17 protein-coding genes, 1 other RNA gene and 3 pseudogenes (1 of these 21 cut by a window edge) are annotated in these 19,401 nt (G+C 40.7%); 4 read left to right on the top strand and 17 right to left on the bottom strand.

Translation table 11 applies throughout. From position 1 onward, the window contains the following. Positions 1–270 precede the first annotated feature (270 nt). Positions 271–1,281: a YeiH family protein gene (locus tag SP4011_RS00310; protein ID WP_338619427.1), complete on the top strand. Its 1,011-nt coding sequence runs from the start codon at positions 271–273 to the stop codon at positions 1,279–1,281. 31 nt (positions 1,282–1,312) lie between these two features. Here the strand turns inward: SP4011_RS00310 and SP4011_RS00305 are convergent, their stop codons facing one another. Both SP4011_RS00305 and polA read right to left on the bottom strand, forming a co-directional pair. Continuing rightward, positions 1,313–1,750, bottom strand: a complete 438-nt coding sequence (locus tag SP4011_RS00305) for a CoA-binding protein (protein ID WP_338619426.1) — start codon at positions 1,748–1,750, stop codon at positions 1,313–1,315. A gap of 85 nt (positions 1,751–1,835) precedes the next feature. After that, on the bottom strand, positions 1,836–4,469 hold the full coding sequence (polA, locus tag SP4011_RS00300; protein WP_338619425.1) for a DNA polymerase I: 2,634 nt from the start codon (positions 4,467–4,469) through the stop codon (positions 1,836–1,838). Between the two features lie 147 nt (positions 4,470–4,616). Here polA and SP4011_RS00295 point away from each other — a divergent pair, with 147 nt between their 5' ends. Then, positions 4,617–5,528 carry an Rpn family recombination-promoting nuclease/putative transposase gene (locus SP4011_RS00295; protein ID WP_338619424.1) on the top strand — a complete coding sequence of 304 codons (912 nt, stop codon included), beginning with the start codon at positions 4,617–4,619 and terminating at the stop codon, positions 5,526–5,528. 257 nt (positions 5,529–5,785) lie between these two features. Here SP4011_RS00295 and SP4011_RS00290 read toward each other — a convergent pair whose 3' ends face one another. The 14 genes and pseudogenes from SP4011_RS00290 to comW all read right to left on the bottom strand — a co-directional run bounded on the left by SP4011_RS00290 (position 5,786) and on the right by comW (position 17,273). Next, positions 5,786–7,141 (bottom strand): hypothetical protein, encoded by a 1,356-nt coding sequence (locus SP4011_RS00290; protein ID WP_338619423.1) that lies wholly within the window; start codon positions 7,139–7,141, stop codon positions 5,786–5,788. A 365-nt stretch (positions 7,142–7,506) separates the two neighbouring features. Beyond that, a pseudogene (locus tag SP4011_RS00285) lies at positions 7,507–7,872 on the bottom strand (hypothetical protein); the annotation flags it as partial. Further along, positions 7,873–8,835, bottom strand: a complete 963-nt coding sequence (locus SP4011_RS00280; protein ID WP_338619422.1) for an Rpn family recombination-promoting nuclease/putative transposase — start codon at positions 8,833–8,835, stop codon at positions 7,873–7,875. 118 nt (positions 8,836–8,953) lie between these two features. Beyond that, positions 8,954–9,922, bottom strand: coding sequence for a ribose-phosphate diphosphokinase (locus tag SP4011_RS00275; protein ID WP_338619421.1), 969 nt, complete (start codon positions 9,920–9,922; stop codon positions 8,954–8,956). Between the two features lie 145 nt (positions 9,923–10,067). Next, positions 10,068–10,883 (bottom strand): PrsW family intramembrane metalloprotease, encoded by an 816-nt coding sequence (locus SP4011_RS00270; RefSeq protein ID WP_338619420.1) that lies wholly within the window; start codon positions 10,881–10,883, stop codon positions 10,068–10,070. 24 nt (positions 10,884–10,907) lie between these two features. Beyond that, positions 10,908–11,405: a carbonic anhydrase gene (locus tag SP4011_RS00265; protein ID WP_338619419.1), complete on the bottom strand. Its 498-nt coding sequence runs from the start codon at positions 11,403–11,405 to the stop codon at positions 10,908–10,910. Between the two features lie 159 nt (positions 11,406–11,564). Continuing rightward, entirely contained in the window at positions 11,565–12,260 is a 696-nt protein-coding gene (locus SP4011_RS00260; protein WP_000672726.1) for a TIGR00266 family protein, read from the bottom strand. A 70-nt stretch (positions 12,261–12,330) separates the two neighbouring features. Beyond that, positions 12,331–13,692, bottom strand: a complete 1,362-nt coding sequence (gene radA / locus SP4011_RS00255) for a DNA repair protein RadA (RefSeq protein WP_419992027.1) — start codon at positions 13,690–13,692, stop codon at positions 12,331–12,333. Positions 13,693–13,705: 13 nt separating this feature from the next. Further along, positions 13,706–14,263, bottom strand: a complete 558-nt coding sequence (locus tag SP4011_RS00250; RefSeq protein WP_338619418.1) for a histidine phosphatase family protein — start codon at positions 14,261–14,263, stop codon at positions 13,706–13,708. Then, positions 14,223–14,666, bottom strand: a complete 444-nt coding sequence (locus SP4011_RS00245) for a dUTP diphosphatase (protein ID WP_338619416.1) — start codon at positions 14,664–14,666, stop codon at positions 14,223–14,225. The genes SP4011_RS00250 and SP4011_RS00245 overlap by 41 nt, the downstream gene beginning before the upstream one ends. Positions 14,667–14,722: 56 nt before the next feature. Beyond that, an RNA gene (gene ffs, locus SP4011_RS00240) (signal recognition particle sRNA small type) lies at positions 14,723–14,818 on the bottom strand. 34 nt (positions 14,819–14,852) lie between these two features. Further along, positions 14,853–15,320 (bottom strand): tRNA adenosine(34) deaminase TadA, encoded by a 468-nt coding sequence (tadA, locus tag SP4011_RS00235; RefSeq protein WP_338619414.1) that lies wholly within the window; start codon positions 15,318–15,320, stop codon positions 14,853–14,855. Positions 15,321–15,519: 199 nt separating this feature from the next. After that, positions 15,520–16,806: an adenylosuccinate synthase gene (locus SP4011_RS00230; protein ID WP_338620376.1), complete on the bottom strand. Its 1,287-nt coding sequence runs from the start codon at positions 16,804–16,806 to the stop codon at positions 15,520–15,522. Positions 16,807–17,036: 230 nt separating this feature from the next. Beyond that, a complete protein-coding gene (gene comW, locus SP4011_RS00225; RefSeq protein WP_338619413.1) occupies positions 17,037–17,273 on the bottom strand; it encodes a sigma(X)-activator ComW in 237 nt (78 codons plus the stop codon). A gap of 428 nt (positions 17,274–17,701) precedes the next feature. Between comW and SP4011_RS00220 the strand changes: the two are divergent. Beyond that, positions 17,702–18,769: pseudogene (locus SP4011_RS00220) on the top strand (transposase); the annotation flags it as partial. 242 nt (positions 18,770–19,011) lie between these two features. Here the strand turns inward: SP4011_RS00220 and SP4011_RS11405 are convergent. Beyond that, entirely contained in the window at positions 19,012–19,251 is a 240-nt protein-coding gene (locus SP4011_RS11405) for a transposase (RefSeq protein WP_419992023.1), read from the bottom strand. On the opposite strand from SP4011_RS11405, the pseudogene SP4011_RS00210 reads away from it, so the two are divergent. Further along, positions 19,187–19,401, top strand: a pseudogene (locus SP4011_RS00210) (helix-turn-helix domain-containing protein); its annotated part runs 136 nt beyond the window's last position; the annotation flags it as partial. The gene SP4011_RS11405 and the pseudogene SP4011_RS00210 sit on opposite strands and share 65 nt — an antisense overlap.

The raw sequence follows: 19,401 nt of genomic DNA, 5'->3' as shown, positions 1-19,401 counted from the left end.
ATGTCATTTCTGAGTGGATAGTCAGAAAGTGGTTAGATAAGCGCGACAAAAAAATATAACCTGAGTTTAGTTTTAATGTAACTGGACAAAAAGAAATACCAGAGGTGGAGCTCTGGTATTTTTGTTTTTGCCAAGACTTCGTTACAGTTCTTGTAAGATTATTATTACATAATTAGCACTACTTGTCAAATAATTATTAGGCTCCACTTTCTATTTTACTTTTCCTGTTTACAGGTCTATAATGGTAACAGATTCTATTTGGAGGTTTTTATGTCATTTCTATCAAAAAATGGAGCAGGCATCTTGGCCTGCCTTCTCATTTCCATCCTATCTTGGTACTTAGGAGGATTCTTCCCTGTTATTGGCGCTCCTGTTTTTGCGATTTTTATGGGCATGCTCCTACATCCCTTTCTCTCGTCATATAAACAACTGGATGCTGGATTGACCTTTAGTTCCAAGAAATTGCTCCAGTATGCTGTTATCTTGCTTGGTTTTGGTCTCAATATCTCGCAAGTCTTCGCAGTTGGGCAATCTTCACTCCCTGTCATTCTGTCCACCATCTCAATAGCCTTGATTGTTGCCTATCTCTTCCAGCGCTTCTTTGCACTGGACACAAAACTGGCCACCTTGATTGGAGTAGGTTCTTCTATCTGTGGGGGCTCTGCCATTGCAGCGACAGCGCCTGTTATCCATGCTAAGGAAAAGGAAGTAGCCCAAGCCATCTCCGTTATCTTTTTCTTCAATGTCTTGGCTGCGCTCATCTTTCCAACCCTCGGCACCTGGCTTCATCTATCTAATGAAGGCTTCGCCCTCTTTGCAGGAACTGCGGTCAATGATACTTCCTCTGTAACTGCTACCGCCAGCGCCTGGGACAGTCTCTACCAGACCAATACCCTCGAATCCGCAACCATTGTCAAACTCACGCGCACCCTAGCTATCATCCCCATCACTCTCTTTCTCTCCTACTGGCAAAGTCGTGAACAAAAAAATAAGCAAGGCTTGCAACTGAAAAAAGTCTTCCCACTTTTTATCCTTTACTTTATCCTCGCATCTCTTCTAACTACCCTCCTGACCTCTCTCGGTGTGTCCAGTAGTTTCTTTACCCCTCTCAAACAACTTTCCAAATTCCTCATTATCATGGCCATGAGTGCTATCGGTCTCAAAACTAATCTGGTCGCTATGGTCAAATCCAGCGGAAAATCCATTGTTCTCGGAGCCATCTGCTGGATTGCCATCATCCTCACTAGTCTTGGTATGCAGACTCTTATCGGTATTTTCTAACACAAAAGGTAGCCCATCAGCTACCTTTTTCTTATGCTTCCTCAATCAAGCGTGTATGTTCTCTCTTGATACAACGATTCATCACGATGTCATCACATCCACCAGCACGCAAGATTTCTTCCGCTTCTAGACTTTCAAGTCCCAGCTGTGCCCAAAAAATCTTGGCATCAGCCTTGAGAAAATCACGTGCAACATCTGGCAGAAATTCACTGCGACGGTAAACATTGACAATATCTACAGGAAAAGGAATCTCTGCGAAGCTAGCATAAGCCTTTTCACCCAAGATTTCGCCACCTGCCGCCTTGGGATTGACTGGAATAATTTTATAACCCCGAGCCTGCATTTCCTTAGTCACTCGATTGCTGGTTGTTTCCTCGCGGTCAGACAAACCCACCACAGCAAGGGTTTTACTCGCTGTTAGATATTGACGAATCACGCCATCACTTGGATTGATAAATTCTTGACTCATATAAATCCTCCTTTTTCATCAGTATAGCACATTTTGAAAAGGCTTGCAAAATTCTACTACAAAAAAGGAGGACTAGCCCCCCTTTTTATTTAGCCTCGTACCAGGTTGCCCCTTCATTTTCATCTGCGATGAGGGGAACACTGAGTTGAATAGCTTCTTCCATGGTTTGTTTCACTAATTTTTTCATCTCTGCCAATTCAGATTTAGGAACCTCAAGGACGATTTCATCGTGCACTTGCAGAAGCATCTTAGTCTGATAAGCACCGGCAACCAAAGCTTTATCTAACTGGATCATAGCAATCTTGAGAATATCTGCTGCCGAACCCTGGATAGGAGAGTTGATAGCTGTCCGCTCTGCGAAACCACGAATGTTGAAGTTACGCGAATTAATATCTGGCAATTCACGACGACGCTTGAAGAGGGTCTCTACATAGCCCTTATCACGCGCCTCACGCACCACCTCATCCATGTAGTTTTTAATACCTGGGAAGCGTTCAAAGTAGGTCTCAATGTAGGCTTTGGCTTCCTTACGGCTAATGCCCAAATTATTAGACAAACCAAAATCTGAAATCCCGTAAACCACTCCAAAGTTAACGGCCTTGGCATTGCGACGGTCGTTTGCAGTCACATCCTCAGGACGATCAATGCCAAAGACCCGCATGGCTGTCGAGGTATGGATATCTGCCCCCTCTTGGAAGGCCTTAATCAAGTGCTCGTCTTTAGAAATATGCGCCAAAACACGCAATTCAATCTGTGAATAGTCCGAGCTTAGCAATACACTATCCTCCCACTCAGGCACAAAAGCCTTACGAATGAGACGCCCTTGTTCCAAACGAACAGGGATATTTTGCAAGTTTGGATCCACACTAGACAAACGCCCAGTCTGGGTCAAATCCTGCACATAACGCGTATGAATCTTGCCATCCGCCAAAATCCAGTCCTGCAAGCCAATCACATAAGTAGACTGAATCTTAGCAATCTGACGGTAGTCGAGAATTTTCCTAACGATCGGCGCAATAGGAGCTAGGCGCTCTAAGACATCCACCGCAGTCGAGTATCCAGTCTTGGTTTTCTTAGTGTATTCTAGAGGAAGTCCCAATTTTTCAAAGAGAAGTACGCCCAACTGCTTAGGCGAGTTGATATTAAACTCCTCACCAGCCAACTCGTAAATCTCCTGAGTCAGTTTTTCAATGACAAGCTCATTTTCAGCCTGCATCTCAAGTAAGGTCTCTTTCTTGACCGTAATCCCAGCAATTTCCATCTTAGCAAGGACAAAAGACAGAGGTTGCTCCATATCATAAAGAAGCTCTAATTGCCCATTTTCGCTGAGTTTTTCAAGTAAAATAGGCTCTGTTTCAACCAAAACAGCAAGCTTACGAGCCAAGTGTTCCAAGAATTTCTCGCGTTCAGGAATAGCCTTCTTGACCCCCTTACCGTAGAAAGTTTCATCATCAACCAAATAAGTCTGACCATAAAGACTAGCAATAGTCGCAATTTCATTGTCCTCCACAGTCGAAAGGAGGTATTTAGCCAAACGGCTGTCAAAAGTAGGTGCCTGCAAATCCACACCAAAACGATGCAAGAGGACTTTAGCCTTCTTAAAGTCATAAACTCTCAGAGGTGTTTTTTCTAAAAAGTCCTTGAAAATAGGCTCTTGCAAAAGCTCAAGTTTGTCTGTAGCATAAAGCTTAGCCCCACAAGACCAAGCAAAACCAACCAAATCATCCGTATGGTAATTCTCACCAAAAAGTTCAAAATGGAAAATAGACTCCTCACTCAGCATATCTTGACTGACTTGGTCAACGATAGTAAAGTCCAAACTCTCAGCAACATCAGCTGACGACACATTTAAAGCCTGCTTGAGCTGTTTGAAGCCCATCTCATCGTAGAATTTCCCGAGATTTTCCACATCCGGACCACTATAGACCAAATCCTCCAAACCAATCTCAATCGGTGCCTTGGTATCAATGGTCGCCAGTGTTTTAGACAAAAAGGCCTGTTCCCTATCATTGATGAGATTTTCCTTCATCTTAGAAGCCTTCATCCCATCGATATTTTCATAAATACCCTCAAGCGAACCATGCTCCAGCAAGAGCTTGATACCCGTCTTTTCACCGATTTTGGTTACTCCAGGGATATTATCCGACTTATCACCCATAAGCGCCTTGAGATCGATAAACTGAGTCGGTGTGATGCCCATCTTTTCCATGAGATAGTCTGGCGTAAAGGCCTCAAACTCAGCCACACCTTTCTTGGAAATTTCAACCACCGTATGCTCATCCGTCAGCTGAATCAAATCCTTGTCCCCACTGACAATGGTAATATCAAAACCATCTTGCTCAGCTAGTTTATCCAGTGTCCCAATGATGTCATCCGCCTCATACTGAGCCAACTCATAGTGACGAATCCCCATATGATCCAGCAACTCACGAATAAAAGGAAATTGCTCACGAAACTCATCAGGAGTCTTAGCCCGACCACCCTTATAGTCCGCATACATCTCTGTCCGGAAGGTCGTCTTTCCCGCATCAAAGGCTACTAAAATATGACTAGGCTCAACCCGCTCCAACAAATGACTCAACATCAACTGGAAACCATAAATCGCATTGGTATGCAAACCAGCCGCATTCTTAAAACGGTCCAACTGCTGATAGAGCGCAAAAAACGCCCGAAAAGCAACAGAAGACCCATCAATCAATAATAATTTTTTCTTATCCATACACCCATTATAAAGGAAAGCACCAAAAAATACCATTGGAAAGAGCCATACCCAATATTTTTCATACTTTTTCCGAATAAATAGATAGAAGCATAGAATCTAGCAAACCTAGATTAAAAAATGTGCTATAATGAAAGGAGAAGAAATATGACCTTACGTCATCCGGGCATTAGCCCGACCAATGATTTGGTTGCTAAGAAGATTTTTAGCAATCCAGAAATCACTTGTCAATTTATTCGCGATATGCTGGATTTACCAGCCAAAAATGTAACCATTTTGGAGGGAAGTAATATTCATGTCTTGCCTTCCCTGCCTTACTCGGCACAGGATTTCTATACCAGTATAGATGTTTTGGCGGAGTTAGATAATGGAACGCAAGTTATCATTGAGATTCAAGTGCATCATCAGAATTTTTTCATCAATCGCCTGTGGGCTTACCTTTGCAGTCAGGTCAATCAAAATCTTGAAAAAATTCGCCAACGTGAAGGTGATACTCACCAGAGCTACAAGCATATCGCACCAGTATATGCTATCGCAATTGTGGATAGTAATTACTTCTCAGATGATTTGGCTTTTCATAGTTTTAGTATGCGCGAGGACACGACAGGTGAGGTTTTAACCATTACCAATAACGGACAAGAAAACCATCTGGTCAAGATGGCATTCTTGGAACTAAAAAAATATAGAGAAACCAGCAAAGACGAGGTTCGTAAACCGTGGTTGGAGTTTTTCGGGAATAAACCCTTTACCCAACAACCCGAGCGAGCCATCAGCCAAGCAGACCAACTGCTGGACTACAAGAGCTGGTCTGAGGAGGACAGGAAAATGTTTAGTCAACTACGTATGCGTGAAGAACAAGCATTATTGGCTCATGATTATGCCTTGGAACAAGCTGAAGAAAAAGGCTTAGAGCGTGGTCGTGAACAAGGACGAGAAGAAGGCATTGAAGAGGGATTAAAAGTAGGTTTAGTAAATCTAGTCCGCCAAGGTCTCCTGACTTCCGAGGTTGCCAGCCAGCAGTTGAGCATGACTGTCGCTGAGTTTGAAGCATTGTTATAAGATTATACAATCACTAATAACATAAAAGCGAACAAGAATGAAATATTGTCTTGTTCACTTTTTATTTTCTATAGTAGATTGAAATAAGATATGAATAAATTGATTAGGAAAGTCCAATTAATTTCTAGAGATGTTTTAGAATCCGTAGCATACTATTCTAAATTCAATCCATTATACTGTCCAACAAAACCCTCACGCCATTATATACCACAAAAAAACAGGAGATTTCTCTCCTGTTATGATTTAATTACTTAAAATTAAACCCATTCACCGTTTCCGTTTACAGTGTAACCATTTACAGTAGTATTTACTGCAAGGGCACCTGAACCGTCAACATAGTACCATTTACCACCAACTTCAAACCATTGGCTAGCTTTCATAGCACCTGAGTTTTCAAGGTAGTACCATTTACCACCGTCTTGCAACCAACCAGTTTGCATTACACCTGAACCATTTAGGTAGTACCAAGTGTTACCATCTTTAACCCACCATTTTTGCATTACGCCTTCAGCGTTAAAGTGGTACCATGCACCATCAACTAATTGCCAACCAGTAGCTTTTTGACCTTTTGTATTGACAACATAACTCCATTGTCCTTTATCATCTTTAACCCAACCAACTTTTACTTGATTTGGAACATCATTAGATGCAGTGATAGAATCAAGATTATATGTCAAACCATACTCAGCATAAGCTTCTTTTGCTGCTTTTTCCGCTGCTTCAAATGCGGCCTTAGCTTTATCACGATTTTTACGAACGTTGCCGTTTTGGTCGCTTAGTTCTACAAGAAGTTTTGCTTTTTCTGCTTCTTTTTCCTCAAGTTTGCGATCTAATCCTGCAACTGCACGGCCATAACCAACAGCGTCATTAGATTGTTTTGCTTGAATTGCAGCAATACGAGCAGTAATCTCTGCTACTTCAACAATTGAAGCATCTTGTTTTGCAACAGATTCTTTGTAACGTTTTTCCGCAGTTTCAAGTGCTTTGCCTGCATCTTTTGATTTCTTTTCAGCATCTTTAAATTTATCTTCAAGTGCTTTTAGATCTTTTTGACCAGCTTGACGAGCACTTGTCAAATCTAAGTCTGCTTCAGCTAGCGCTTTATCAGCTGCTTCTTTTTCAGTTTCTTTTTGATCACGTTCAGTTTTAAGTGCAGCAACAGTTGTAGCTACTGTAGCACCATTTTCATCTGTGTATTCAGCATATCCATCAACAAACTTCTCAGCTACTTTCAAAGCTGCTTTTGAAGCATCTAGATATTTGTCAAACTGAGTAATATCACCTTCGATATCTGCAATTGTTTTTGAAGCAAGATATAGTTTTGTCAACTCATCTTGAACTGCACGAAGACGTGCTTCTACTGTAGAATAAGCTTTTTCTGCTTTTTGAAGTTCATTATAAGTCTTAAGAACTTCTCTATTTTTTGGTTGCAAAGCTTTTGTAATTTCTGCTGCTTTCTGAGATGCCTTTTCTGCTGCTTTCTTAGCTGCAGCATCAGCTTCAGCTTGCTGTTGTTTGTTGTAATCAACTGTATAATCATCAGCTGCTGAAACAGCTTGTACAGCACCAAATGCTGCAAGAGCGACTGCGCTTGTCAATAAAACTTTTTTCATCGTTTTATCTCCTTTGTTTTTCTTTAAAATTTTTTCGTAAGACTATCTTACTACCATACAGTATATAAATATTTGCAGGATTTGTCAAGGGTTTTCTTTAACTTTTTACCTATTTTTCTCAAAAAAGGTGAAAAAACGTCTTTGTGGGATGAAATACTCTTCAAATACCGTATCTCCCAAGTGAAAATCTCGCAAATTTCTTAAACCTTGAGTCAAACCTCACATAGCTAATCCACATCGATAGTTGGACAGAACTCACTTCCATGATATTATCCTATAACCTCTTCCAAATGTCAAGCAAAAATGACAAGTATTTTAGAAATAACTCGCCACTTCATTAACTTTCTACTATTTAAAATGTGACCTCATAGCAAGGACTCAAACTCAGCGACAGTCATGCCTAGCTGCTGGCTGGCAACCTCGGAAGTTAAAAGATGTTGGCGAACGAGATTTAGTAGCATAGACAGACTTCCTTCAACTTTCCCACGCTCTAAACCTTTCTCCTCAGCTTGTTCCAAGGCATAGTCCTGCGCTAACAAGGCTTGTTCTTCGCGCATGCGTAGTTGACTAAACATCTCCCTGTCCTCCTCGGGCCAGCTCTTGTAGTCCAGCAGTTGGTCTGCTTGGCTGATGGTTCGCTCGGGTTCCTGGGTAAAAGGTTTGTTCCCGAAAAACTCCAACCACGGCTTGAGAACCTCGTCTTTGCTGGTTTCTCTGTATTTTTTTAGTTCTTATGTATGATGACCCTTCAATAGTTCTTCAAACTCAGCTACTGACATACCCAATTGTTGGCTGGCAACCTCTGAAGTCAAAAGACCTTGACGTACTAGATTTACTAAACCTACTTTTAATCCCTCTTCAATGCCTTCTTCTCGTCCTTGTTCACGACCCTCAGCACGACCGCGTTCAAGACCACGCTCCAGTCCCTGTTCAATACCTTCCACCCTAGCAGTTTCCAAGGCATAGTCCTGTGCTAACAAGGCCTGTTCTTCGCGCATACGTAGTTGACTAAACATTTTTCTGTCCTCCTCGGACCAACTCTTGTAGTCCAGCAGTTGGTCTGCTTGGCTGATAGCTCGCTCGGGTTGTTGAGTAAAGGGTTTGTTCCCGAAAAACTCCAACCATGGTTTGCGAATACTATCTTTGCTGGTTTCTCTATATTTTTTTAGTTCCAAGAATGCCATCTTAACCAGATGGTTTTCTTGACCGTTATTTGTGATAGTTAAAACCTCACCTGTCGTATCCTCTCGCATACTAAAACTGTGAAAGGCAGAATCATCTTGGAAGTAGTTGCTATCCACAATGGCGATGGCATAGACTGGTGCGATGTGTTTATAGCTCTGGTCGGTATCACCTTCTCGTTGGCGAATTTTTTCAAGATTTTGATTGACCTGACTGCACAGATAAGCCCACAGACGATTGATGAAAAAATTCTGATGATGAACTTGAATCTCAATGATAACCTGTGTCCCATTGTCCAACTCAGCCAAAACATCTATACTTGTATAGAAGTCCTGCGCCGAGTACGGAATGGAAGGCAAGACATGAATATTGCTCCCCTCCAAAATGGTTACATTTTTTGCTGGTAAATCCAGCATATCGCGGATAAATTGACAAGTGATTTCTGGATTGCTAAAAATTTTCTTAGCAACCAAATCGTTAGTCGGGCTGATGCCCGGATGTCTTAGAATCATCCTTTTCCTCCTTTTATTATACCACAGTTTTAAATCTAGGTTTACTAGATTCACTGCTACTATCTATTTATTCGCAAAAGAGACGAAAAAAACCTGAGAATTATCTCAGGCTTGGTCATTAAATCTTTTTCTCAATACTGAAAAGTGGAGAAAATGGGCGTTTTTCATGAATACGCACGATAGCATCACCCAGTAGATGAGCAATCGAAATCTGTTCAATCTTATCAATCAAACGCTCTTCTGGCAGATAGATGGTATCCAAAACAACCAATTTCTTAATAGCTGATTTTTGGATATTGTCCATAGCAGGACCAGAAAGAACTGGGTGCGTACAGCTTGCATAGACTTCAACAGCACCAGCTTCCGCAAGGGCATCTGCCGCATGACAAATCGTTCCAGCGGTATCAATCATATCATCAATTAAGATACAAGTCTTGCCTTCGACCTTACCGATGATGTTCATGACTTCACTGGTATTCATCTTATCAACGCTACGACGTTTGTCAATGATAGCAATAGATGTTTTCAAAAATTCTGCCAACTTACGAGCACGAGTCACCCCTCCATGGTCTGGACTGACAACCACATAGTCAGAACCAACCATACCACGACGCTCAAAATAATCCGCAATCAGAGGAGCTCCCATCAAATGATCCACAGGAATATCAAAGAATCCTTGAATCTGCGCAGCATGCAAGTCGATGGTCAATAAACGATCCACTCCAGCTACTTCAAGCATATTTGCGACAAGTTTTGAAGTGATTGGCTCACGCGCTCTCGCCTTTCTATCCTGACGTGCATACCCATAGTAAGGCATGACAACATTGACAGATTCTGCACTCGCACGCTTCAAAGCATCCACCATAATCAAAATTTCAAGCAGATTGTCATTTACAGGCGAACTAGTTGATTGTAGGATAAAGACGTGTTTCCCACGGATTGATTCTTCGATGTTGACCTGAATCTCTCCATCTGAAAATTGGCGAACACTTGATTTCCCCAACTCTATCCCAATCTCCTGCGCCACACGTTTTGCCAATTCTTTATTAGAAGAAAGGGCAAACAGCTTTAAATCAGAAAAAGACATGATTTCCTCCGGTATATATGTATCACTTGTGCTTTTCACAAGATTTTTCTATCTACCATTGTAGCGCTTTTTACACTATTTTTCAATCAAAAATAAAAGAAGGGCACCATATTTGTACCCCTGCATCATTCTTTTGAAAAATATTCTAGTTCATTATCTCATTGTGCTTCTCAACAAAGCGATAAGCCTGATAAAAACCATAAAGAGTAATAGCCGTAATCACTGGAATCGCTAGTGGCAACTCTGTCTCTAATTCTACAAAAGGAGAATTAAACAAAAAGTGAGTTCCCAAGGCTAAACCTAGGAAAATAAGCCCCTGTTTCTTGCCAACCTTCTGCCCTTTATAGGCTCTGTAAAGCAAGTAAACACCTACTACAGCCAGACCTGAAAAAGTCCAGTGAGAGGCAATTCCTGAGATGATACGCTCTAAAATTCTCGAAATAGTAAAGTCAAAGCCCTCTGGTAAATCTGTACGAATATAGCCAATATCCTCAATCATTTGGAATCCCAAACCAGAAGCAATCCCTAGTAAAAACAAAGATTTTAATTTTCGGACAGGAATCAAAGCTAAAACAAAGACAAGTGGCAACAATTTCAAGGGTTCTTCTACCAAAGGAGCCACAATAGCACTTTCAAAGGCATTTAAAAATGCACTATCTGGGAAAAGAGCACCCAGCAAATCATGGATATAGGTATTCGCAAAGCTAGACAACCAACCCGAAAGGAACATCCCACCCAATAAAGACAAAATCAAGGCATTCTTTGGCAATTCCCATTTTTTCCCAATACAGAAAAGGAAATAAAGAGCCGGAATCATGTAAAAGAGAGCTAGAAAGATAGAAACTCCCATGAGTCCATATTCCGCAGCTGACATCGAACCATCCGTATAGTAGATGGTTTCATACTGTAAACCAATACATAGCAATAAGATAAAAATAAATAAAATACTGTTTTTCTTCATACACTTTCTTTCTAAATGAAATATTTATAATTCTACGACTGTCATCCTTCCTGTATCCACATCGTAAACTGCACCTGAAATAACAACATCATCTGGGATTAGAGGAGTTTCCTGTAGCAATCTCATATCCTCACGAACACTTTCATCAATGTCTTGAAAAGGCAAAAAGTCCTTGTCAGAAACATCCACTCCTAGTTCTTTTTTCAAATACTCCTGAAAAGGACCATTTTCAAATGTCTGTGCACCACAGTCTGTATGATGGAGCACCACAATTTCCCTTGTCCCCATTTGTTGCTGGGAAATCACAAGCGAGCGAATCATATCCTCCGTCACTCGACCACCCGCATTCCGCAAAATATGAGCATCTCCCAGAGCCAACCCAAGAGCTGGCGCAACGTGTAAACGCGAGTCCATACAAGTTACGATTGCAACCTTGGTCTTTGGTTTGATTGATAAATGAAGATCTCCATGCAGTTCTACATAGGCTTGATTGGCTTTTAAAAAATTTTCAAAATAGGACATGACAACTCACTTTCTAGTCTATCAGATAATTTGAAAACCAAATTATTTATATCCTATCTTACCATCTTTTCTTTGTCTTGTCAGTTGTCAACCTTCATATAAAAAAACTGGGACAGAGACATCCAGCTTCTAGCTTGGGCTTCTGTCCTAGTTTTATTTTTATGAACCTTTTTGGATATACTTATTGAGCGATCCTGCAAAGCTCTGAAGATTGAGACTTTGTACGTAGACCTCACCAGTTCCTCGGAAGGTATTCACCACTCCTTCGCCTGTACCAATAGACTGCCAGAAGCTATTTTCTAAGTGGATATTATAGTCCAAAGATTGACTCCAAGCCACCACATGGGCATTGTCAATGGTTATTTCTTGGTTTTGTAGCTCAATTTTCTTGATAGAGCCAAAAGCATTGGCCAAGAGAGTTCCCTGGCCTTGGGTAGTCATCACAAAGAGACCGCCTTGCCCTCCGAACAGAGCTTTACCAATAGACTGACTCTCCATAGTATAGGAAGCTGTACCATCAAGAGCTAGAAAAGCCCCATCATTCAGTCGATATTGTTTTTCACCTAGTTCAAGAGCAATTACTTGCCCAGGAGTATCTGGTGCTAGAGCAAGGTTCCCGTTATCAGACTCTGCTACAGCTTGAGTAATGAAGGTGCTTTCACCAGAAACCATTGAACGTCCTACAGCTTTAACAAAACGTCCCAAACCTGAACCGCTAGCATTGAGCTGGGTATTGAGACTTACGTTAGGCGTGTGATAAACCATACTACCTCGCTGGATATAGACGGTTTCTCCTTGATTGAGTGACAACTCTACCAAAGGAAATTGCATATGACTGTCCATAGAAAATTTCATAAGAAATTCCTCCTTGTTTTAATAAATGTTAGTAATAAAATAATTAGTCATCTAAAGCTGACCATAACTATTAGGAGAATACCTTTTTCAAGACTTCCTGAATCGTTGTCACCCCAATAACCTGAATTTCCTTAGGTGGAGTGATTCCTGTCAAGGAATTCTTAGGTACATAAATCTTAGTAAAGCCCAGTTTAGCAGCTTCATTGATGCGTTGCTCGATACGATTGACACGGCGAATTTCTCCCGTCAAACCAAGTTCTCCCACAAAACATTCCTGAGGGTTGGTTGGCTTGTCCTTGTAGCTCGAAGCAATAGCAACCGCAACGGCCAAGTCTATCGCAGGTTCATCCAATTTGACACCGCCAGCAGATTTGAGATAGGCATCCTGATTTTGCAAGAGAAGCCCTGCACGCTTTTCTAAAACAGCCATAATCAGACTCGCACGATTAAAATCAAGTCCTGTCGTAGTACGCTTGGCATTTCCAAACATGGTCGGTGTTACCAAAGCCTGAACCTCCGCCAAAATCGGACGCGTCCCTTCCATGGTCACAACGATTGACGAACCAGTCGCTCCATCCAAACGCTCTTCTAGGAAAACTTGACTCGGATTGAGGACCTCAACCAAGCCACCTGACTGCATCTCAAAAATTCCAATCTCATTTGTTGAACCAAAACGGTTTTTGACCGCTCTCAGAATACGGAAGGTATGGTGACGCTCCCCTTCAAAGTAAAGCACCGTATCCACCATATGCTCCAACATACGAGGACCAGCTAAGGTTCCTTCCTTGGTCACATGCCCTACGATAAAGATGGCAATGTTATTGGTTTTGGCCAGCTGCATAAGTTCAGCTGTCACCTCACGCACTTGAGAAACAGATCCCTGTACCCCTGAAATCTCAGGAGACATAATAGTCTGAATGGAGTCAATAATGAGGAAGTCTGGCTGGATTCTCTCTACCTCTACGCGAACACTCTGCATATTAGTCTCTGCATAGAGATAAAACTCGCTATCAATATCACCCAAACGCTCTGCACGTAGTTTAATCTGCTGAGCAGACTCCTCCCCACTGACATAGAGAACTATCCCCACTTGAGACAGCTGGGTTGAAACTTGTAAAAGAAGGGTTGATTTCCCAATCCCAGGATCCCCACCGATGAGGACAAGACTTCCCGGTACCACTCCGCCTCCAAGTACACGGTTGAATTCCTCCATCTCTGTCTTGGTTCGATTGACGTTGATTGACGTCACCTCAGCCAGTTTCATGGGCTTGGTTTTCTCGCCTGTCAAGGACACACGCGCATTCTTGACCTCGGCAACCTCAACCTCTTCCACAAAAGAAGACCAAGACCCACAGTTGGGGCAACGTCCCAGATATTTAGGGGAATTATACCCACAATTTTGACATACAAATGTCGCTTTTTTCTTTGCGATGATAAACCTCTTTCTATATCTCTAACTCATACTCAATCACTTGGCAAAAATCAATCTTCTCGTCTGGTACAAATTGGCGCATGAGCATTCGATGAGCAACAACTACCACAGTCTGATGTTCTCGATACTTAGACATACATTCTAGAAAACGAGACTTCGTCTCCGCAGCTGTCTCATATTGAATAGGACTATTAGGAAGTAATTCCCCCTTATTTTCTAGAAACATAGTACGAGCTTTTTCAAAATTATCTGTGCCACTTTCATAGACCTGCCATTCATGCAATAATGGCTCCACTCTCAAAGGAAGACCCGTAGCACAAACCACATACGAAGCCGTTTCTAAAGCTCTTGTGACTGCAGAAGATACGATTATTTCAGCTGACGAGAGTAAAGGATTTTTGCTCAGTTCCTGAGCCTGCTGCCGTCCCTTCTCAGATAAGGGCGCCAAATCTATCCCAAATCCCGTATAAGAACGCTCCTCTAACTCACGGTAATCTGACTCCCCATGGCGTACAAAGATAATCTTCATCTTAGTGTCCAGTTGACCCAAAACCACCAGTCCGCACACCATCAGCCGCATCTCCATCTGCAATCAAGAAAGGAGCAAAGACAGCCTGGACAACACGTTCTCCCACTTCAAGAACAACCTCTTGATCTGTAATATTCTTCATCTGAGCAAAAATATGCCCTTCATTCCCAGGATTTCCATAATAATCCCCATCAATGACCCCAACCGAGTTAATTAAAACCAAGCCCTTCTTACGAGGGTTTGAAGAGCGATCATAGAGGTATAGAACCTCCGTCGGCTGCATATAAGCCTTAACCCCTGTCGGAACCAAGACAATCTCTCCTGGCGCAATAACCGTACGCACAGCAACCTTTAAGTCGTAACCAGCCGCATACACTGTCTCACGCTTGGGCAATAAATTTTCATCTGTAAAAGTCGAAACCAATTCAAAACCACGAATTTTCATCATCTTCTCTTTTCTATTATCATTTATTCTAGATTATTCTATCTTATTTATTCGGAAAAAGCACGAAAAAAAGAGCACACAATTCAAATCGCTTAGGGCTGCTGGATTCCTCCCCTGACCCGCTTCACGCAGAACTGTTGCTCCACTGTTTATTATATCACATTCCTATTCATTTTAAAAGCAAAATTATTTTTTCCGTCTATTTCTAAAAAAATCCTGCATAATAGCTGCACATTCATCTTCCAAAATTCCTATTTCAACCTCTACACGATGATTGAGACGCTCATCTGTCAAGATATCGTACAAACTCCCAGCAGCACCAAATTTCTGGTTTTTAGCCCCATAGACCACGTTTGGAATACGGGCAAGCCCAATCGCCCCACTACACATGACACAAGGCTCAATGGTCACAAAAAGTGTACAATCCAGCAAGCGCCAGCTCTCCTCACTCAAGTTCGCATTCTCTATAGCCATAATCTCCGCATGCATAACCGCTCGCTGCAACTCCTCACGCGCATTATGCCCACGACCAATGATTTCTCCGTCCTTGACAATCACACAACCAATTGGAATTTCATCGTGTTCAAGAGCAATCTCAGCCTCTCTCAAAGCCTCTCTCATGAATCTTTCTTTTTCTTCAACTGTATAATTCATCAATTTCCCTTTTTCTACTTCTCGATTTTATTATTATATCATGAATCCCAAGACAAAAAAAGCCACCGAATGCGGTGACTTTATAGGGAGATTATTATGAAAAAGAAAAGTTTAGGATATTTGTTACAACAAGTTAGGAGGTCTTCTTGTAACTGTCTATAGTATACCCGACCTATCTTAAACAAATCTTAAAAATCTCTTAAGACCAAACACTTTCTAAAATATTTGTTTGTTCACGACCAGGACCTACTGAGAAAGTAGAAATACGAACGCCAACCAATTCACTCACACGACGAACGTAGTTACGCGCATTCTCAGGAAGATCTTCCAAATTACGAACTCCAGTAATATCTTCTGACCAACCTGGCAACTCTTCATAAATAGGCTTGCAACGTTTCAATTGCTCAAGACTAGCTGGATAGTAGTCAATACGTTGACCATCAAGATCATAGGCCACACAGATTTTCACAGTATCCAAACCGCTCAAAACATCAATAGAGTTCAAAGAAAGGTTAGTAATACCAGAAACGCGACGGCTATGACGCATGACAACTGAATCAAACCAACCCACACGACGTGGACGACCAGTTGTTGTACCATATTCATGACCAACTTCACGGATACGTTCTCCCACTTCATCAAACAACTCAGTTGGGAAAGGACCGTCTCCTACACGACTCGTATAGGCTTTACATACACCTACAACCTTATCAATATTACTTGGACCAACACCAGAACCAATTGTCACTCCACCAGCCACAGGGTTTGATGACGTAACAAATGGATAGGTCCCTTGGTCAATATCGAGCATGACACCTTGTGCACCTTCAAAAAGTACACGTTTACCATTATCAAGCGCATCATTCAAAATAACAGATGTATCGGTCACATATTTTTTGATTTGTTGACCATATTCATAATATTCCTCAAAAATATCATCAAAAGCAATCGCTTTACTGTCATACAATTTTTCAAAAAGACGATTCTTTTCAGCAAGGTTACGTTTTAAACGCTCACGGAAAATATCTTTATCTAAAAGATCTGCGATACGAATCCCAACACGAGCAGCCTTGTCCATATAAGCAGGACCAATTCCCTTAATTGTAGTCCCAATCTTATTGTCGCCCTTAGCTTCTTCTTGCAAACGATCCAACTCGATATGGTATGGCAAAATGACATGCGCACGATCAGAAATACGCAAGTTATCAGTTGTCACACCCTCCTCATGAAGATAGCTCAACTCTTTTACAAGAGATTTAGGATTTACAACCATTCCGTTTCCAATAACAGAGATTTTTTCAGGGAAGAAAATCCCAGATGGAATCAAGTGCAACTTAAATTTCTTACCATCGATCACAATCGTGTGCCCTGCATTATCACCACCTTGATAACGTGCAATCACTTCTGCATTCGCTGAAAGGAAGTCTGTAATCTTCCCTTTACCTTCATCACCCCATTGGGTACCTACAACAACAACTGAAGTCATAATCTTGTCTGAGCCCTTAGGCTCTTCCTTTCTCACATACATGGCAGGACTCTCACCTGCAATTATATCTTACAATTTATTATAAGAAAAAATCGCCTTTTTATCAAGAAGAAACAATAGAAAGATTTGCTATTTCCAACTATTAAAAAAGATTTAAAAAAAATTACTAGCTATTTACTATTATATTTTCATAAAAGAGTAAATTAGTTCGGAAATTTACTCAAAACATCTCAACACGAAATAAATCCCCGATTCATTATTATCTTTTCAAGATACAAACGATAAGCAACACGATAATGATAAACGATAAAATCCCTACGACACCCAATACCATATCTCACTAAATAATAAATCAAAAATTTAAAATGGAAATGTTCCCAATCAAAATTATCACCAAATACAGTACCATACTCTTCTTCAATATTTCTATAAAAATCCGCCATCTGCTCATAAATTTTTTGTAGCATAAATATATACTCCTTTTCTTTTTATGACCTTATTCTAACAAAAAATTATAAACAGTTATTAACAATTCCTGAATTGTTAAAATACCAACCTCAACAAAATAACAAAAAGGAAAAGTTAACAGAATAGGAAGAAATCTACTACCTAAATTTCAAAAGATTAAAGTCCTAAAAAGACCACCTTAAAACTTTTGGGTAAACCCTATTATACCTATAATATTTTTATATAGGTATTTTGGATTTGATTTTGTAGTATAAAAAAAATTCAAACCAGAATCTTTCTTAGAAAACGCCGTTTTAAGTGCTATCATTGCTCAAAATGGAGGTCTCTGAAACTTTTCTAGCCAAGAAAAATGTCTCGCCTCTAATAACACGAGATAGATTATTAATTACATAATCATGGAGTCTGGGACAATAGTCTCTCATCTCCAAAAAAAGCAACGGACAAATTCTCCGCCAAACTTCAAGAACAGATACAGGTCTATTTTCAAGAAGAAATCACACCCCTTATCCATCAGGCTATTAAGCTGGATGAAGAAGAACCAATTTCTTCAGAGCAGTTGCTTGCATTCGCTCAAGTCCTTGAAGAAGAATTGGAAAAACTGAACCAGGACATTGAGGAGGCACCCGTTAAAGGAAAGGATGAACGTAAAACCCAGCGTCGTAAACTCAAGAAAGTCTTGCGTAGAGTCAAAGATGATTTTTCAGTATGTGCTGAAAAATATGAGAGCTATCAGGAGACATTTGAAGGGCGCAACAGCTTTTCCAACACCGATCCAGATGCTACTTTTATGTGCATGAAAGAAGATTATATGAAAAATGGCCAACTCAAGGCTGCTTATAATCTTCAAATCGCTACTGAAAACCAATTTGTTCTTCACTATGATGTCTTCTCAAATCCGACAGACACCAAGACTCTTCTCCCCTTCCTTGAAACTTATCCGCATGACTTGAAGACAGTTGTCGCAGATGCTGGATATGGAAGTGAAGAGAACCTCCTTCGTTTAGATGAAAAGGAGGTGAACCATCTGATTAAATATGCCATGTTTGATAAGGAACAAAAGAGAGGGTATAAACAGTCAGCTAAAAACTTAGCGAATTGGCACTATAATGACAAGGAGGATAGCTACACACATCCTGATGGCTGGTACTATCGTTTTCACCATATCAAGCACCAGAAAACACAGACGGACTTTCAACAGGAAATCAAGGTTTACTACGCTGATGAACCTGAATCAGTCCCTCAAAAGGGACTGTATATGAACGAACGCTATCAACACTTGAAAGCTAAAGAATGTCAGGCGCTTTTATCTCCTGAAGGTAGACAGATTTTCGCTCAACGCAAGATTGATGTGGAACCTGTCTTTGGGCAGATAAAGGCTTGTTTGGGTTACAAGAGATGTAATCTGAGAGGGAAGCGTCAAGTGAGAATTGACATGGGATTGGTACTTATGGCCAATAACCTCCTAAAATACAATAAGAGAACGACTCAAAATTAAAAAGCTAGAGTTCCGTAATTGGAAATCTCTAGCTTTTTTGTAGTCGAGAACTATTTTGTCTCAGACTCTTGTACCAGGGCTATAAACCCAAATTACCAGCCAGCGCCTAAAGATGCTGGCTTTCACGTTGTTCAAGCCTTATTGCTCTTGACTCGTCACTTGCTTCTCAAAGAGGCTTTAGTATTACTTACCACTATCCCTAAAGGGATCCTCATATTCTCTTACACTTAATTTATCTAGTGCTATATCATAATTGTGGCTTCATTAAACCCTACTGTACTTACATAATAACCTTCCGCCCAGAAATACCGACTCCCAAACTTGTACTTGAGATTAACGTATTTGTCAAACATCATTAATGCACTTTTTCCTTTTAATACTAGACTAAAATCAAAAAAACATCTTATAATAGTAGTTATGAAACTTACAAATGAAGAAATACAAAAAATTGAGAAACTCCTAAGAGATTCATCGTACGCCAAATATCACAAACGTCTACAGATTATTTATTTTCGTTCAAAAGAAAAGAGTTATAAAGAAATCATGGATCTGCTAGATTGCAATAAAACAACTGTTTGGAGTAATTTGTAAAAATATAAGGAGTTTGGTTTAGAAGCTCTTCTTCAAGAAAC

The sequence above is a fragment of the Streptococcus parapneumoniae genome, from assembly GCF_037076355.1.
Classification (GTDB): Bacteria; Bacillota; Bacilli; order Lactobacillales; family Streptococcaceae; genus Streptococcus; species Streptococcus parapneumoniae.
The sequence above is the reverse complement of the archived record's forward strand: the minus strand, read 5'-3'. Positions and strand labels throughout refer to the sequence as shown.

What these genes read in the sequence shown, in the direction of transcription:
- SP4011_RS00310 (WP_338619427.1), top strand. Translation starts at nt 271, where the DNA reads ATGTCATTTCTATCAAAAAATGGAGCAGGCATCTTGGCCTGCCTTCTC.
- SP4011_RS00305 (WP_338619426.1), bottom strand. Translation starts at nt 1,750, where the DNA reads ATGAGTCAAGAATTTATCAATCCAAGTGATGGCGTGATTCGTCAATAT.
- polA (WP_338619425.1), bottom strand. Translation starts at nt 4,469, where the DNA reads ATGGATAAGAAAAAATTATTATTGATTGATGGGTCTTCTGTTGCTTTT.
- SP4011_RS00295 (WP_338619424.1), top strand. Translation starts at nt 4,617, where the DNA reads ATGACCTTACGTCATCCGGGCATTAGCCCGACCAATGATTTGGTTGCT.
- SP4011_RS00290 (WP_338619423.1), bottom strand. Translation starts at nt 7,141, where the DNA reads ATGAAAAAAGTTTTATTGACAAGCGCAGTCGCTCTTGCAGCATTTGGT.
- SP4011_RS00280 (WP_338619422.1), bottom strand. Translation starts at nt 8,835, where the DNA reads ATGATTCTAAGACATCCGGGCATCAGCCCGACTAACGATTTGGTTGCT.
- SP4011_RS00275 (WP_338619421.1), bottom strand. Translation starts at nt 9,922, where the DNA reads ATGTCTTTTTCTGATTTAAAGCTGTTTGCCCTTTCTTCTAATAAAGAA.
- SP4011_RS00270 (WP_338619420.1), bottom strand. Translation starts at nt 10,883, where the DNA reads ATGAAGAAAAACAGTATTTTATTTATTTTTATCTTATTGCTATGTATT.
- SP4011_RS00265 (WP_338619419.1), bottom strand. Translation starts at nt 11,405, where the DNA reads ATGTCCTATTTTGAAAATTTTTTAAAAGCCAATCAAGCCTATGTAGAA.
- SP4011_RS00260 (WP_000672726.1), bottom strand. Translation starts at nt 12,260, where the DNA reads ATGAAATTTTCTATGGACAGTCATATGCAATTTCCTTTGGTAGAGTTG.
- SP4011_RS00250 (WP_338619418.1), bottom strand. Translation starts at nt 14,263, where the DNA reads ATGGTGTGCGGACTGGTGGTTTTGGGTCAACTGGACACTAAGATGAAG.
- SP4011_RS00245 (WP_338619416.1), bottom strand. Translation starts at nt 14,666, where the DNA reads ATGAAAATTCGTGGTTTTGAATTGGTTTCGACTTTTACAGATGAAAAT.
- tadA (WP_338619414.1), bottom strand. Translation starts at nt 15,320, where the DNA reads ATGAATTATACAGTTGAAGAAAAAGAAAGATTCATGAGAGAGGCTTTG.
- SP4011_RS00230 (WP_338620376.1), bottom strand. Translation starts at nt 16,806, where the DNA reads ATGACTTCAGTTGTTGTTGTAGGTACCCAATGGGGTGATGAAGGTAAA.
- comW (WP_338619413.1), bottom strand. Translation starts at nt 17,273, where the DNA reads ATGCTACAAAAAATTTATGAGCAGATGGCGGATTTTTATAGAAATATT.